At 33.4% G+C, this 16,091-nt stretch carries 13 protein-coding genes, 1 tRNA gene and 7 pseudogenes; 15 read left to right on the top strand and 6 right to left on the bottom strand.

Annotated elements, in window-relative coordinates:
- The first annotated feature begins 9 nt into the window (after nt 1-9).
- The 8 genes and pseudogenes from M3L71_RS07740 to M3L71_RS07705 form a co-directional block, all read left to right on the top strand.
- On the top strand, nt 10-1,269 hold the full coding sequence (locus M3L71_RS07740; RefSeq protein ID WP_280143567.1) for a WD1261 family protein: 1,260 nt from the start codon (nt 10-12) through the stop codon (nt 1,267-1,269).
- Nucleotides 1,270-1,349: 80 nt separating this feature from the next.
- Nucleotides 1,350-1,856, top strand: a complete 507-nt coding sequence (gene ppa, locus M3L71_RS07735) for an inorganic diphosphatase (protein ID WP_265030871.1) — start codon at nt 1,350-1,352, stop codon at nt 1,854-1,856.
- Between the two features lie 98 nt (nt 1,857-1,954).
- Nucleotides 1,955-2,045, top strand: a tRNA-Ser gene (locus M3L71_RS07730).
- A gap of 118 nt (nt 2,046-2,163) precedes the next feature.
- The gene (locus tag M3L71_RS07725; protein ID WP_280143566.1) at nt 2,164-3,291 is read left to right on the top strand and encodes a SurA N-terminal domain-containing protein; all 1,128 of its coding nucleotides are present in this window, start codon (nt 2,164-2,166) and stop codon (nt 3,289-3,291) included.
- 33 nt (nt 3,292-3,324) lie between these two features.
- A complete protein-coding gene (locus M3L71_RS07720; protein WP_139686783.1) occupies nt 3,325-3,954 on the top strand; it encodes a ferredoxin reductase domain-containing protein in 630 nt (209 codons plus the stop codon).
- Complete coding sequence (locus M3L71_RS07715; RefSeq protein WP_265030875.1) at nt 3,938-4,489, top strand: 5-formyltetrahydrofolate cyclo-ligase; 552 nt, start codon at nt 3,938-3,940, stop codon at nt 4,487-4,489. The genes M3L71_RS07720 and M3L71_RS07715 overlap by 17 nt, the downstream gene beginning before the upstream one ends.
- A gap of 109 nt (nt 4,490-4,598) precedes the next feature.
- A pseudogene (locus M3L71_RS07710) lies at nt 4,599-4,769 on the top strand (IS4-like element ISWpi18 family transposase); the annotation flags it as partial.
- A gap of 267 nt (nt 4,770-5,036) precedes the next feature.
- A pseudogene (locus M3L71_RS07705) lies at nt 5,037-5,216 on the top strand (IS110 family transposase); the annotation flags it as partial.
- 13 nt (nt 5,217-5,229) lie between these two features.
- Here the strand turns inward: M3L71_RS07705 and M3L71_RS07700 are convergent.
- Nucleotides 5,230-6,231: pseudogene (locus tag M3L71_RS07700) on the bottom strand (IS630 family transposase).
- A gap of 83 nt (nt 6,232-6,314) precedes the next feature.
- Here M3L71_RS07700 and M3L71_RS07695 point away from each other — a divergent pair.
- Both M3L71_RS07695 and M3L71_RS07690 read left to right on the top strand, forming a co-directional pair.
- Nucleotides 6,315-7,351: pseudogene (locus M3L71_RS07695) on the top strand (IS3 family transposase); the annotation flags it as partial.
- 110 nt (nt 7,352-7,461) lie between these two features.
- A pseudogene (locus M3L71_RS07690) lies at nt 7,462-8,002 on the top strand (transposase); the annotation flags it as partial.
- Between the two features lie 251 nt (nt 8,003-8,253).
- On the opposite strand, the pseudogene M3L71_RS08620 reads toward M3L71_RS07690, so the two are convergent.
- Nucleotides 8,254-9,147, bottom strand: a pseudogene (locus M3L71_RS08620) (IS5 family transposase).
- A gap of 285 nt (nt 9,148-9,432) precedes the next feature.
- Nucleotides 9,433-10,671, bottom strand: coding sequence for a cell division protein FtsA (gene ftsA / locus M3L71_RS07675; RefSeq protein WP_280143563.1), 1,239 nt, complete (start codon nt 10,669-10,671; stop codon nt 9,433-9,435).
- A gap of 137 nt (nt 10,672-10,808) precedes the next feature.
- Between ftsA and def the strand changes: the two genes are divergently transcribed.
- The 3 genes from def to M3L71_RS07660 all read left to right on the top strand — a co-directional run bounded on the left by def (nt 10,809) and on the right by M3L71_RS07660 (nt 13,085).
- On the top strand, nt 10,809-11,348 hold the full coding sequence (gene def, locus M3L71_RS07670) for a peptide deformylase (RefSeq protein ID WP_264377471.1): 540 nt from the start codon (nt 10,809-10,811) through the stop codon (nt 11,346-11,348).
- Nucleotides 11,338-12,111 (top strand): uracil-DNA glycosylase, encoded by a 774-nt coding sequence (locus M3L71_RS07665; protein ID WP_280143562.1) that lies wholly within the window; start codon nt 11,338-11,340, stop codon nt 12,109-12,111. The genes def and M3L71_RS07665 overlap by 11 nt, the downstream gene beginning before the upstream one ends.
- A 446-nt stretch (nt 12,112-12,557) precedes the next feature.
- Nucleotides 12,558-13,085, top strand: a complete 528-nt coding sequence (locus tag M3L71_RS07660; protein WP_280143561.1) for a demethoxyubiquinone hydroxylase family protein — start codon at nt 12,558-12,560, stop codon at nt 13,083-13,085.
- Between the two features lie 131 nt (nt 13,086-13,216).
- Here the strand turns inward: M3L71_RS07660 and M3L71_RS07655 are convergent, their stop codons facing one another.
- Entirely contained in the window at nt 13,217-13,447 is a 231-nt protein-coding gene (locus M3L71_RS07655; protein ID WP_280143560.1) for a hypothetical protein, read from the bottom strand.
- Between the two features lie 42 nt (nt 13,448-13,489).
- Nucleotides 13,490-13,963 (bottom strand): annotated as a pseudogene (locus M3L71_RS07650) (transposase); the annotation flags it as partial.
- A 54-nt stretch (nt 13,964-14,017) separates the two neighbouring features.
- Here M3L71_RS07650 and M3L71_RS07645 point away from each other — a divergent pair.
- Nucleotides 14,018-14,395, top strand: a complete 378-nt coding sequence (locus tag M3L71_RS07645; RefSeq protein WP_280143559.1) for an IS630 transposase-related protein — start codon at nt 14,018-14,020, stop codon at nt 14,393-14,395.
- Entirely contained in the window at nt 14,374-14,898 is a 525-nt protein-coding gene (locus tag M3L71_RS07640; protein ID WP_349292755.1) for an IS630 family transposase, read from the top strand. The genes M3L71_RS07645 and M3L71_RS07640 overlap by 22 nt, the downstream gene beginning before the upstream one ends.
- On the opposite strand, the gene M3L71_RS07635 is transcribed toward M3L71_RS07640, so the two are convergent.
- Nucleotides 14,882-16,051 (bottom strand): hypothetical protein, encoded by a 1,170-nt coding sequence (locus tag M3L71_RS07635; protein ID WP_280143558.1) that lies wholly within the window; start codon nt 16,049-16,051, stop codon nt 14,882-14,884. The genes M3L71_RS07640 and M3L71_RS07635 overlap by 17 nt on opposite strands.
- Between the last annotated feature and the right edge of the window lie 40 nt (nt 16,052-16,091).

Below are 16,091 nucleotides of genomic sequence, written 5' to 3'. Positions count from 1 at the left end.
CTTTATACTATGAAGATAATTATTATATTGTGGACTAGAGGGATGGTTAAAGAAGTTGAAAAATTAATCGAAATTGTTGGTAAAGGCAATTTATTAGAGGCCTTGTTTATTTTTTTAGGCAATTTTCAACATGCTAACTTAACTGGTAAAATAGACCACAGAAACCATATTGGTTTGTCTTCATTCGTTAGAAAAAAAGAGGAATCATTAGATAAATATTTTAACTTACAATTTAGTCTAAAAGGGTTGTTCTTAATTTATACTCAAGCTTATGAAATTTTAAGAGGGAGTAATAATCTGAGCACTCAAGATATCATAGATGAAATATATAAAGTTATTAAGGAGTCTGAGTTAGGTAAAGACATACACGAAATAGTAGATGGAAGAAAATTAGATTTACTTAACGTTTTAGCAAATCCAAAGAGAGAATTAATATTTAAAACAGTAGAAGATTTTGAAAATAAGGTGCTTATTGATGTTAGAAAGTTACTAAGTGAAGAAAATGCATTAAACGAATATGACAGAGAATTTACCTTAAGTAAATGCATTATTGATTTCTATTATTCTATTCATCAAGAGATAAAAGTAGAAAGGGATGTAGTATTATTATTTTCTATATTTGGCCACTATCATAAACTTTCTGAACATCACAAAGAGTCTGTAAAAAAGGAAAGTTTATCAATAATAGATAACGTGGTCGTTTCCAGATATATAATGGCTTTAATTGGATTACTGCAAAGTATTAATTTGAAAGATCAAAATAGAGCCACTAAATATACGCTGGATTGTGAGAAGATAGGTAGTCTAAACAGAACATTCAATATATTGTCATCTGCAGGTTATAATAATCAAGGTTTTTTATGCCTGAAAAGAGCTGGACCAACTTTGAAACAGCTGTTAAAAGAGCAAAATAGCAATAAGTTTGAAGAGAGGATAATAAACAACACACATTATTCAGCACCTCAAGAAGAGAATAAATGTAGGCCAAATTTCATACTCAGCAAGAAAAATCATAAAAACACAGTCTGTAAACTTATTTTAGGTATGTTTGTATTGTCTGTTGGATTATATGCTACCGATTATTTCTTTATGGAGCAAAATTTGTTTAACTCAATGAGCCCACAAACTAATCTAATAATTGCTGCAGTACTGACTATTGTAGTAGTATATGCTTTATTTCAACTACTGAAATCACCACAAGATCCTCCACATTCAACGTTCAACAGTGCAACTATTAATGGTTTTACAAATGGTCCTATGCAACCATAAACCTCTACTTATGAATGATAAATGTAGCACTTTTAAAGTGTATGCTATATAATATGTTCTCTTGAATAACGAGGTAATCCATGGATTTAAGCAAAATAACAACAAAACCAGATGCAATCAGTGTAGTAATTGAAATAAGTGCAAATGCTGAACCTGTAAAGTATGAATTTAATAAAGAGCTCGGATTATTACAAGTTGACAGATTTTTGTCTACCTCAATGACTTATCCTTGCAATTATGGATTTGTACCAAATACCTGCGCAGGTGATGGTGACCCTGCGGATGTTTTGGTGCTAACTCAATTTCCTTTAGCGCCTGGAGTTTTGATATCGGTGCGTCCAGTAGGTGCATTACTTACCAAAGACGAGAAAGGAGAGGATGAAAAAATATTAGCTGTACCTATCTCCAGTGTTGATAGCTATTATGACAATATAAAAAACTATTCTGATTTATCTAAAAACCTACTAGATAAAATAGCTCATTTCTTTTCTCATTATAAAGATTTAGAAAAGGGAAAAACGGTAACAGTTGGAGAATGGGCTGATGTGGAAAAAGCAAAAAAAATCATTGAAAAAAGTAGGAATTAGTTTGCATTAGAGCTGCTCAGAAAAATATTGTTGTTTTTTATGTTGCGGTTAAAAGCATTAGACAGGCAGTAAAGGTCTTGATATTATAGTAATAATTTGGAAGGGTGGCCGAGCGGCTGAAGGCGGCGGTTTGCTAAACCGTTATACGATTGAAAAGTCGTATCGAGGGTTCGAATCCCTCTCCTTCCGTATATTATTGTTTAGGTATTCATTACAGTAATTTCATCCTCTTTTTTAATTATTAAAAAGTTAGCTAGCGTTTATTCAGTATTTATTATAGAATTAGTTATTAGCTAAATAATTTTATATGCATAAAATACTAATTTTGATATTAATAATGCTGCCGCTTAGGTTACTTGCAACTGAGATTGAAATTGTTGCAGATGTAAATGGTGAGCCAATTTCAAATTTAGATATTGAAAGACGTATAAACTTCATAAATTCATTGCTTGGCACTCAGAAGATTAATCAAAAAGAGGTAAAATCTCAAATTCTAAGACAGTTAATAGACGAAATTATCATTGTCAGCGAAGCACAGAAGATGAATATAGAATTGAGTAACGAGGAGTTAAATAATGCTGTCACGTTATTCTTAACTCAAAGTTTAAAACTTGAGGCTGATGAAGTTGATCAATACGTAAAAAAGCATAATATAGATCTCAATACCCTAAAAAAACAAGTAAAGTGTCAGCTACTGTGGAACAAGATTATTGAAGTAGGAATTGTGCCACTTGTCAATATCAGCGACAAAGAAGTGGACGACGTAAGAAAACAAAAAGAGAAACCTGACTACCTTATTACATTTCAGGAGTTTGTAATTCCTGATCAGAAGATGGCTGAAGATTTAATAAAACAATTACGTAGCAGTAATAATCCAGAATCTTCAATAAAGATGAGCAAAGCAACCGTTAATTTAAGTCAGCTAAAAGGTAAACTCAGGGACGTTTTGGAAGGATTAGAAATCAGTGATGTAGCAGGTCCGGTTAGTTTAAGCGAAGGTTACTCTGTTATAAAAGTCATAGATAAAGTACAGCTTAATCATACAATGCTGAAAAGTACTTTAAAACTGAAACAGGTTGTAGTTGAAGGTTCAGAAAGTTTACTCTCTAATTTTAAGGAGCAAAAGGTCAGTTGTTTAAATTTTGACAAGTTAGCAGATGATTTCAAGTTGCCAAGCGTAAAAGAGTTTGAAATAAAAATGCGAAATTTAAATCCTGATTTACAGATTTTATTTAGTAAAACAAATATGAATGAAATAGTAGAATTAAGAGAAAATAGCACTGCAAAGTTGATGATGTTATGTGATATCAAAAATAATGCAATGGATATAGAAGCAATCAAACAGGAAATGTATCAACAAAAGATTATGATACAAAGGAACCTGTTATTGGATAATATGAGAAAAAATGCAGCTGTTAGTTATCAGTTTAATTGAAGTTAGAGAGGTTTTCTACTCCATAAAAAGTTTATGAAGAATATAATGCTCATTGGCGGTGGAGTTGGAAATGCAGTGTTATTTTCGATAGGGAAGGCATGTCTTGAAAACAATCATAAGGTTTTATATTTCGCTGGCTATAAAAAATTAAGTGATGTATTTAAACGAGCACTGATAGAACGTGCATCAAGTGCAGTAATTTGGGCATGTGAAGAAGGATTGATAGAAACAAGTAGAGATCAGGATAAATCCTTTCATGGTAATATAGTTAATGCAATAAGCTCATATCAGCAAGGAAAGTTAGGTAAAATTACTATTAGTTTAAACACTATAGATAAAATCATCACTATTGGTTCTGATAAAATGATGAAAGCTGTAAATGAAGCTAGAAAAACAATTTTAAAGCCATATCTGAAACCAAAACACATAGCAATATCATCAGTTAACTCTCCTATGCAGTGCATGATGAAAGAAATCTGCGCTCAATGTATTCAGCAACACATAAATAAGGAAACAGGAGAAATAAGTTTTGTTTATAGTTGCAGTAATCAAGATCAGGATATGGAGCTTGTTGACTTTGATTTTTTAAGTGAGCGCTTGAAGCAAAATAGTTTACAAGAAAAGCTCACTGCAAAATGGATAGAACATGTTCAAAGACACTAAACAGCACAAAGAGGAACTAAGGAAGCAATATAGAACCATAAGAAAAGATGTTGATGAAAGTTATTCTAGTTATGCAGCAAATTCTCTTATTAATCTCTTTAACAAAAACTTAAGTTGCGTTAAAGGTAAAACAATAGCAGCGTACATTCCAACAGACGGAGAAATTAATGTTGTGCCTTTGATGCATCATTTACTCGATTTAGGATATAAAGTAGCAATTCCTAATAAAAATAAGTTATTAAAATTTGAGGAATGGAATAAAGCAGATGAAGATATGATTCCCGACACAATCATTACCCCTATTGTTGCTTTTGATGATCATTTTAATAGGTTAGGTTTTGGCGGTGGTTGGTATGATGAAATGATAAAAAAATTACGGCCACTTGGAAAAATATTTATAGGTGTAGCCTATGAGAAGCAATATTGTAAAAATTTACCTGTAGAAAAACATGATCAAAAATTGGATATTATAATCACTGAGATGTGTGTTAGATGTAGAAGTGGATTGCTCAAAAAAGTGGATAGAAAGGAGTAGCATAGTCTCACTGCCATTAAGTTAAGGGAAAGTGATGGACTGTATTATAAAATCAGGTAAGATTCACAAATTAAAAGAAGTAATGACATGAGTAAAAAAAAGAATAATCATGTTTATAAAAAATAAATTGATGAGTTTAAACTTTATAAACGCACACAGAGCATCCTCAAAAGACTTCTCACGAAAAAGAAAGCTGCCCTTCATTAATGTATTTCTCCTGATTTTTAGAAAGAGTGTAAAGTCATTACAAGTAATGCTTAATGAGTTTGTTCTGCATACAAGCATCGAACAGAAAAATCTGTCAAATCAGAAAGAAACACACAAATTTAAGTTTTTAGTAATTTTCAAGTATAGTTGTAGAGGGAGCGCCTCTGCAGTTATGATCGACATTTTCAATGGTGCATAAGTGCCCGTATGCAAGCATGGTCTTGGAAGGAACGGTCAAATCATTGATGGAGTCATTTAGACTACCTCGGTTAGGAGATTGTACTATCAACCGTTCCAAGCTGAAGCGTTTCCCTGTAACAAATTATATGTAGGAGTTAGCATGAAAAAAGCAAAAAGTAAATTAGAAATAGTGAATCCTAATGCAGCAGGAATAGACATTGGTTCAGCTGTACACTATGTGTGTATACCTGAAGGAGGAGATGAGCAACGCGTTCAGAAATTTGGTTGCTTTACTGAAGACCTTCATAACCTAGCACAGTGGTTGAAAAAGTGTAAAGTTATACCAAAATCCATTACTGACGGAACAAATAAGAAACATTACAAACTCGTTTAATAGTAGTACTGGAAATATTGACAATAAAATTACACAAAACATCTTCAAGTAAACCTATGGTATCGTAGATACTATTGCGTAAAGTATTGTATTTGATATATTGCCACAACCTTTCAACAGGATTCAGTTCCGGTGAATAAGGAGGCAAGTATATGATGGTAATGTTTTCCTGAATTTTCAAACTTTTGATCTATGCCAACTTGCACAATCCATTACAAGAAAGGCTTCTTTCGTGCCTAAATCTTTCGACATCTGCTCCAGAAATATATTCATACAATCAGTGTTTACATATGGAGCAAGTAGGCTAATTTTCTTACCACTTCTTGGATTTACCGCACTTTAGATATAGAAATTTTGTCTACCAATTTTCATTTTAACCTGCGTTCTGACCCCTTTTAAACCATCCGTGTCCGATTTTGAATGAGTCCCAAATCGTGATTCATCAAAAAAACACCTCCCTTTTAGGGTGGAAATTGACTATTTTATTGAAGTATCTTTTAAACTCTTCTTGCTTGTTTTTATCTTGTTTATGGTCCATTGGCCTCGGTGTTATGTAAGAAAATTTCATCCTTTGTATCTCACGGTGCACTGTTGATTTGCTGATGTTTAGGGCAAATTCCTCTGAGATTTTTATTTGTACTTCCTTAATAGTAATATTTGGATTTCTTTCTACCCATATTTCAATTTGCTCACGTTGATTTTTGTTTAATTTGCTTTTTCTTCTCCGCTGAAACAGGGCAAATAATTTTTCTACTCTACCAAATTTTAGATGCTTTATCCATTCAGTCAAAGCAGTCCTTGAAATTTTACATATTCTTGCCACAGCGCTTATACTACTTTCTTTTCCTGCTATCACCGCTTGTAACTTTTTTGAAACATATGCGTTATTTCTTACCTTTTTTAACATTTCTTTCGCTAAATTTACAACTCTTTCGTCTAATAGTTTTGACCTTAATGCCATTTATACCTCGCTATTTCACTTACTCTAGTATGACTTTTTCCCCATTATTCTCTATCTGTTCTTTCTATAGCGGGAATTGGTATAAGATATGTAGTGAATATAAAATACCATCAACAAATCTATATGATTGGCGTGATAGAGTATTGGCAAGGTTAAAAGACCTATTTGTTGAAGAAAGTGAAAGTGCGAGAAAACAAAGAATCTTAGCGCAAGAAATAGAAAGTTTACATAAAGTAATAGGAGAATTGACAGTGGAAAATAGCTATTTGAAAAAAAAATTACTGAAATAAGCAAAAAAGATAGAGTAAGGTTTATAGAAAAAGATTCTGATCTGTCAATTAGGAAACATGCTGATTTATTGGGGATTTGCAGATCTAGCCTATATTATAGGCCTATAATTAATAACGAAAGTGAAGTAGCAAATTTGATTCAAGAAGTATATTTGGCTTCTGATTGCCGTTATGGATATCGTAAAATTACTGCTGAAATCATAGCGAGTGGGGTAGTAGTCAATCGCAAAAAAATCTTAAGAATTATGAAAAAAATGAAGATTAGTGGGCTGTATTGTAGAAAAAGATGTAATACAAGTATTAAAGAAAAAAAGCATAAAATATATCCTTATCTACTCAAAGATTTGATTATTTGTAGAGTTAATCAGGTATGGGCTACTGATATAACATATATTATGGTAGAAGGTAAGTTTGTCTATTTTGTGGCAATAATGGACTTGTATAGTCGCTATATTATTGCTCATTCATTATCACCATATCTCGATGCTGGATTTTGCCTTTATACTCTCAAAGAAGCTCTAAAACAAGGTAAACATGAGATTTTTAATAGTGATCAAGGGGTACAGTTTACTTGCTACAACTTTATTACGGAATTAGAGCATGCTAATATTAAAATCAGTATGGACCATAAAGGACGTTGCTTCGACAATATATTTGTTGAGCGCTTATGGAGAACTTTAAAGCAAGAAGCTATATATTATTATAGACCAAATAGTATCAGAGATTTGAATCTTATAATAAATGACTTTGTTGGTTGGTATAACTATAGAAGGCTACATCAGACTCTAAATTATAAAGTTCCTGCTGATCTTTATTATCATAAACAGTAAATGAATATATTGATAAATACTTTAAATGTGTGTCGACGTATTTATCAACATATTCATTTTAAAAATCGGATCACTTTAAAAAATGGTCTAGACAAATGGGTGCACTATAAAAGCTAGGATTACCTGATGAGATGAAATTCAGGTTAGTCAAAATAATACTTTCTTCTGGAGAAGTTGAAGTATTAGTAACATCTCTGTTAGATGAGAAACGTTTTACAGTTGAAGAGTTTGAGAGATTATATTACTTGCGCTGGGGAGTAGAAACATTTTTTTCTAGGCTGAAGGGAAGATTAAATTTAGAGAATTTCACAGGAAAAAGTATTGAAACTATCAAGCAGGATTTTTGGTCAACTATCTTCATCAGTAATCTAGAAAGTATCATGATAGAAGATGATGAAGAGACATTGAGCTCACAGAATAGTAAACTAAAAAAAAAGCATCAATAAATCTGTCTCATTTAATGCGATTAAAAACTTATCCTTTGATATTTTTTCTACAGAGTCAGACATAGACTGCATTATGTATCGACTATCACAGTTATTTTTGATGAACACTTTAGTGGTGAGAAAAGGGAGAAGAGTTGATCGTCATAAGATATCTGATATTCGTTCACTCAACTACCAGAAAAGAGCTAGAAAACATGTGTTTTAAATTCAAGATATCTTTTCAGTATCATTGTATTAGTACATTCTTTGCAAAATAACCTGCAATTATTACTTTTTTAAATAACTTGCACTTTTCAGACTCCCTTTTCTTAAAAATTCACCCTAGTATTTACCATAATTATCAATCACTTCAAATTTTTTGTCCAATCTTAACTTCTCTTTCCCTTAACTTAATGGCAGTGACACAGGGATGGCTTTGTTGCATAACACTTTATGAGATGGTGATTTATGGTAAATTCATGTAACTATCTCAAATTTAGCCATACCTATATCAGTGAATTTATTAAGCAAATAGCATTTAGTTCTTTTTCTCGATTTATCTCAGATTTATTCCTAAACAAATATTTGCTTTAATCTTGAGAAAAACCCTTCAATATAAGATCTTTTCCCATAATTTACTTCTTTTTCCATTCTTTCATGCCATCTTCACCGTATAATTTTATTAACCTAATAGCAGCATTCCTGTCAGACATATAATTTATTTCTGGATGTTCTGCCGCATTGTTTATTGGTGGAATTTTTGTCTTTATATCATATTCGTTACACAACTTATAAAACTTGTGCCTATCACATGCTCTATCTGCATATAGTACTTTTATGGCATGCTGAAAATCAACTTCTTTTAGCAAATCACAAGTGATCAGAGTAGACACCGTTACTGTATTTTACAGCTATGGCTTTTTTGTTGTTTATATTCAACATTACGTACGATTTTCTCGTTTGCTCATAGCCACTCTGTCAGTGCTATTTTCCTTGCTGTGTGTTGTTGTATATACTAATTCCCGTACTGTCTATAGCAATTTCAATATCTTCTATATTATTTTCTGCAATCATTTATCTTAATACTAAGTTTTTTTTGATGCTTGTGAATAGCTGCAAATCTCTTCCTATTTGTTGCAGATATCCTTTTACAAACCCTACTGTTTGTCTTAAACCAATTCTAAAGAAACTGACGATTATATGAACTAAAATCACAACTTTATCACTATAAATATAGTTGCCGCCCTGCATTTTTGGACTATTTTCATACCAATTTTCTATGGCGTCATTGATATAACAAAAAATGCTTCCTCTTTCTTGGAGAAATTTGTTATATTCATGGCAGTTACTGACTCTCATTTTTTGTGGCATATTTTTTCTTCAACAGTTAAATGGCTATTTATAATGAATTTTGTCAGTAACTGCCAGTTCTTTTCACTTGAGCGATGCAACAAAGCCCACTGGGATACAGCCTGTTTTATCTTTTATCATAGAATGAGACGTTCAGCATATTCATCTTTTTCCATTACCATATCATAAACAATCATTCCATGGGAGCGGATAATTTCAGGTGTATGATCACGAATCAATTTATCAATCTTGAAATAATTTTTTTTATACTTCCTTTGACGGATATCAAAACTTTATTTGGTAAAATCAAACCGTGACTTTCGATTTAACCCAATTATACAATTTACTCATTTTACCATCTTGACCGAGCATTCCAGAGTTATTTTTATAAAAAGTGTCAACTATTAGCTTGATAGAGCCTATGGCAGCAGAAAATACGGGATTTTTATCATACTCGCCATCAAGGCCACTGAGAGACTCAGGGCATCCAATGCGGACTTGTTTGTTGAATATATAGCTTGCAATCTCTTTCATGCTTGTGAGTTGACTGGTTCCACCTGTGAGCACTACTTTATTGATTGGATCTTTTTGTTCTTGAAATTGTTCTCTTACCAGTTCAAATATCTCCTCAACTCTAGGTCTTATGATGTCAATAAGTTCGGACTTGGGTACTCGAGTCGGTTCATCATTTTCACTGTTTTGCAGTGTAATATATTCGTTCTCATCTATTGAAGTTACGACAGTGCTACCGTATAGTATTTTTATGCGTTCAGCATGCTCTATACTTGTGCATAGTCCATAAGCTATATCTCGAGTAATGTGAATGCCACCAATTGGAATGCTGCTTGTGTATATAAGCTTTCCTCTCTTAAAAATTCCAATTGCAGTACACCCACCCCCTATGTCAACAATGGCAGTTCCTAGCTCTTTTTCATCTTCACTTAGACAGGCAAGGCCTGAAGAATATGCGGAAGCAATACAACCAGCCATACTTATCCCGCTATTATTAGTTATACAATTTTCAATGTTGGTAAGCGCTGGACGCGAAGCAGTGACGACATTAACATCAGCAGATAGTCTTTTTCCGTACAATCCACCAACCTCTTTTATATCAGTCATGTCATCCAAGTGATATTTCAGTGGTATATTGTGAATGATAACATTTTCTTCGATATATTTCTCAAACGTCTGAAAGACTACACGTTTTATATCTCGGTCTGAAATTTCGTGATTAGCTGCAATAATTTCGTTATATACGTTAAAAGATGAGACTCCACATCCGGCTACATTCACATATATCTGGTCTATAGTCTCTTCTGATACTTGCTCAGCTAAACCTATAGTTGATGAAATAGAGTAACTTGCATGCTTTGCATCAGTTATTGATCCACCGCTTATACCTTCTGCACTTTTATAACACGTTCCTATTATTTTATAGCTGAAGTTGCTATTGATCTTAACAATTAGACAGATAATTTTTGTTGTACCTACGTCTAAAACGGCAAAAACATTTCGCTTTGGTTTTATTATTACTGCAGAGTACATTAGTTGACCTTATGACACAATTCCATTCAAATTGTAGCTTCCTTTAATAATTTATATTTCTATTAAAAATACAGCAACATTTTAATATACCCAAAATACTGTACAAAGGAAAAAATAAAACATAAAATTTTAATTTTATGTCTAAATTGCCAATTGTAATTGCCCCTGATGAAAGGTTAACTACACGTGCCAGTGAAGTAATAGATATAACCGATAAAATTAAAGAATTAGTAAACGACATGTTCGAAACTATGTACGATGCAGAAGGTCTTGGTCTTGCTGCAGTACAAGTTGGAGTGCTGAAGAGAATTTTTATCATGGACGTTCAGCCAGAAAAGGTTGGAGATGAGCTAGCAGGGTATGACTCAGTTGGCAAGTTTTGTATGATTAACCCTGAAATTACAGAATTATCGGGTGAACAAGTAATTCTCAAAGAAGGGTGCCTTTCAATTCCAGAGCAAAGCCATGAAATTAAGCGTCCAAAATATTTAACTGTGAAATATAAAAATTTAAATAACGAAGAACAGACGCTAAAAGCTAGTGGTTGGCTTGCAAGGTGTATTCAGCATGAGTTAGATCATTTAAATGGTATATTATACGTTAGACATTTGTCTAAATTGAAGTACGATATGGCTATGAAAAAAGCTCAAAAGGTTAAGAGGCACTATGAACAATGAAGATCTAGAATTGTTGAAGTTCTATCATGAAGTGGGTGTTGACTGCACGCTAACTGAAGGTGAAGAGGAAAAAAAAGTGGAAAATGAGAGAGCTGAACAGTCTTCTGTCATCGAGCAGAAAAAAGCCATGTTCCCAAGTGAATGGATCATTGAAGCAAGGAAGCTTGCAAGTGAATGTGGTAGTGTAGATGAACTAAGAAGTGCAGTTAAGTCATTTGAGGGTTGTGAAATAAAAAAAACTGCAACTAATACTGTTTTTTCCGATGGTAATCCAAATGCAAAAATCATGCTTGTTGGTGAAGCACCAGGAGCAAATGAAGACCTGAAAGGCATACCATTTTGTGGTGCAAGCGGAATGCTGCTCGATAAGATGCTCGGTGCAATTAATCTGGACCGCACTAAGGTATATATAAGCAACACCGTGTTTTGGCGTCCACCAGGTAATAGAAAACCAACTGATCTAGAGCTTGATATGTGCAGACCATTTGTTGAGAAGCATATTGCTCTTGTTTTACCGCAGATTCTAATTTTAGTTGGAGGAATTGCATGTTATAGCCTTCTTGATAACACAAAGACTATATCGAACTTGCGTGGCAAATTTCATACTTATACTAACCAATATTTATCTCATGCAATTACCACAGCCGCTATATTTCATCCAGCCTATCTACTTCGTCAACCAGCACAAAAACGCTTAGCTTGGGAAGATTTAAAGAAGATTAGAGAATATCTTGATAATACCAATAACCACACGGACGTTTAGCTCACCACTCATTGTCATCCCAGTGCCGGCTAATTGCATTAAATATTGAAAAATTTACTAAACAGAGAAAAAGGCACAAGAAAATCTATCAGCTACTACCTATTTTTTTAATTGGCGTTTTTCATTGTATTAAATGCTTTGATAAGCGCATTTTAGCTTATGTGGGTAAAAGTTTTATAAAGACATAGAGTGCACATAGTGCAAAAAATTAAACATCAAGTATATTGAGCTTTTTGTCGTTTTATCTGCACAGACTGAAGATAAATAATATATCTTTACCCTTATTTTAAGGAGAATGGCGGAGTCCTTCAAGTAACTCTTGCCGTTGCTATAGCTGCTTGAGTTCCTGTAATCACAATGTTTCTGCAATGCACGCATGGAATTTTATTTACTCTATAATATGTTGGTTTATAGTAGTACTAATGCAGAAATAAAGTGAGGAGACATTGGAAAGCAATATAAAAAAATTGAAAGGAAATTTTTTAGAACAAGCAATTAGAGTAAATCATGCTGGCGAATATGGAGCCATTTGCATTTATTCCGGTCAAAAATTTATTCTTAAAAAATCTTCCATAATTGACAAAATAATTGAAATGGAGGAGCAGGAAAAAAAACATTTCCACTATTTTAATGAGAAAATCAAGGAGCAAAGAGTTCGTCCTACTCTTTTGTTGCCATTTTGGGGTGCTTTAGGGGTATCACTTGGTGTTGTAACTGCCATGATGGGTAAAAAAGCCGCTATGGCTTGCACTGCTGCAGTTGAAGAAGTGATCGGAGAGCACTACAAGGAGCAAGTCTTACATTTAGAAGATGGGGAATTAAGAGAAACTATAAGTAAATTTCGCGATGAGGAATTAGAGCACAGAGATATTGCAATTCAGCACAATGCCGAAAGCGCACTTGGCTACAACGGTTTATCTTTGTTCATAAAAACAAGCTGCAAAGCTGCTATTTACCTCTCTAAATTGATTTAATCAATCACTATTTGACAAACAACCACATTTGCCTTTAGTTCTTGTGCTAATTGCTGCCCCATATCCTCTACTACAATCGAATGCGTATGAATGTTTATAATTAATTTCTTAATTATTATCCTAAAAATACATTAATTTAATTCCCTATTAGAGTTTTCTTGTTGTTGTAAACATGTTTGCATAAGACTAGTAGATGGAACGTTTTTAATAGTCTGAGTTAACTCCTCAGGAATATTTTCAAAACTCTTGCCCATAACTTCTAAAAGACTTTTCCCCTGTATAAGACAATTCCCTCCAAAGCTTGATTTGTTTTCTAACTTGCTAAACCTTATTTTGCTTTTCTCATCAATTTCTACTACCATTTTGTTACCATCTTTCCGTAGATAAATACTAATCTCCTATGATTATTGTCCAGTAAAAATTTCAAATTTTGTAAAATCTTTAAAAAACCAGTTATTTTTAAGAGTGTAGAAAATAGTTATAAGAAATTTCCTAGCAGTAGCAGTTATAGCCTTAGCAGAACCACGCTTCTTTTTTATATGTTCATAAAAGCTTTTCAAGTAAGGACTGTAACGTACAGCAATCCAAGTACATTGAACTAAAGAAGTACGCGCTATTTTTGACCCTCGTTTGGTAATTCTTCCAATTGTACATTGCTGATTAGATTGAGAAACTCTTGGCACAACTCCAAAATATGCAGTAAGTTTCTCAGGTCTACGCAAATCATTAATGTCTCCAATTGTTACAATAAAAACACCCGCAGAAATTGGACCTATTCCCTTTATGCTGATAAGATTGCTGAACCCAGGAAGTTGTTTAGCGAAAGCTATAATTTCCTTTTCAAGCTTTTTAAGGATTTCTCGGATAGCTTCTAAATGATATAGTATTTCCCAAAGCAAATGATAAAGGTATAACAAAGTATTTGAGTTATAATGGCATATAGTGTGGATTTAAGGGAAAAGGCAGTATTGATGATAGAAAAAGGGAAGACAAAGGTTGAGATAGCAGAGCTCATGGAGATAGGAATAGCAACTCTGTACCGCTGGTTAAAAAAGAAAGCTGATGGTGAAAGCTTAAAGCCATCTAAAAACGGTAGCTTTATTCGAAAAATAGACCCAAAAATACTCGAAGAATATGTTACAAAGAATCCAGATCATACTCTGGCAGAGATGAAACAAAATCTTGGATTTGGAATAAATTCAATTTGGTATAGACTAAAACAGCTAAAAATTACTTTAGAAAAGTCACACTATATCAAGAGCGCAATCAAGAAGATAGGCAGCAATTTATTGATAAAATCTCAAAAATAGAACATTCCAGCATCTTATATATAGATGAAGCAGGAGTTGATAATAAGTTATACCGAGAATATGGACGTGCTCCAAGAGGAAAGAAAATTTATGCAGATGTTCCAGGGAGAACTCGAGAGAGAATCAGTATAGTAGCCGGGTGGATTGGAATGAGATTTATTGCACCAATGACTTTCAAAGGTGGGTGTGAAAAAGAGGTATTCAATATATTGTTGGAGAAGATGTTATTACCTAAATTGCCACTTGGCACAACCATAGTTATGGATAATGCTACATTTCATAAGACCACTAAAACAAAATCATTAATAGAGTCTTTTGGCTTTCATGTGCTGTATCTTCCAACATATTCACCAGATTTGAATCCCATAGAACACTGTTGGCATACCATCAAAAGCCGCCTCAGACCTCTAATGTATAAATGTACAGACTTACAACTTTTGGTTGGTAATACCATAATGGAAATTTATCCATTCATTTTAGAAAATACTATAGTACAGCTTTAGCAGCTTCAGTGACGTGACCATTACCATTTATAGCATTTCCTATTGTAGTTAACTTAATTAACTTAGCGTTTAAGTCAGCAGGCATCTTATCAGTCTTAGTTTGTATTGCAGTAACCTTGTCTCCTAAATTAGCAGCATTTGTAGCAGTTTCTATAGAAGTTACTTTAGCTGTTAAGTCATCTGGAATAGTATCAGTTTTAGCCTTTATAGCAGTGACATCAGCTCCTAAGGTATCTGTGATCTTATCAGTCTTAGCCCTTATTGCAGTAACATCAGCAGTTTTAGCTAAAGGAGCTAGTTCAGCAGTTTTAACTAAAGGAGCTAGTTCAGCGGTTTTAGCCAAAGGATCTAATTCAGCAGTTTTAACTAAAGGAGCTAGTTCATCAGATTTTGCTAACTTACCTAACTCAGTTCCTAGATCGTCAGGCATCTTATCAGTTTTAGCCTTTATAGCAATGACATCAGCTCCTAAGGTATCTGTAATCTTATCAGTCTTAGTTTGTATTGCAGTAACCTTGTCTCCTAAATTAGCAGCATTTGTAGCAGTTTCTATAGCAGTTACTTTAGCTGTTAAGTCAGCTGGAATAGTATCAGTTTTAGCCTTTATAGCAATGACATCAGCTCCTAAGGTATCTGTAATCTTATCAGTCTTAGTTTGTATTGCAGTAACCTTGTCTCCTAAATTAGCAGCATTTGTAGCAGTTTCTATAGCAGTTACTTTAGCTGTTAAGTCGGCTGGAATAGTATCAGTTTTAGCCTTTATAGCAATGACATCAGCTCCTAAGGTATCTGTAATCTTATCAGTCTTAGCCTTTATTCCTGATATCAGATCTGTTCCGACTTGAGTTTTTATGGTAACTAAGTCAGCGCTTAAGTCAGATGGAATAGAATCAGTCTTAGTTTTTATTGCACCTACGTTAGTTCCAATACCTAATAATGTAGCAATTGCACCTACAGTCATGAAGTTTGTTGCTGTAGCACTGTAATCTATTTCAGCAGCACCATTAGGTTCATACCTAAAAGTGTTGAAAACACTAGTATTACCTACACCAAAGGTATACTTATTCTGTGCAGCATCTTCATAAATTATGCTTTTAATGGTAGGGGATACTACATTTGCTCCAGCACTGTCTTTAAAAGTTAAACTAGCCATATCACTTTCCGTTAATTATAAAAACCATAATTTGCATGAA

The sequence above is a fragment of the Wolbachia endosymbiont of Frankliniella intonsa genome, from assembly GCF_029856955.1.
Classification (GTDB): Bacteria; Pseudomonadota; Alphaproteobacteria; order Rickettsiales; family Anaplasmataceae; genus Wolbachia.
The sequence above is the reverse complement of the archived record's forward strand: the minus strand, read 5'-3'. Positions and strand labels throughout refer to the sequence as shown.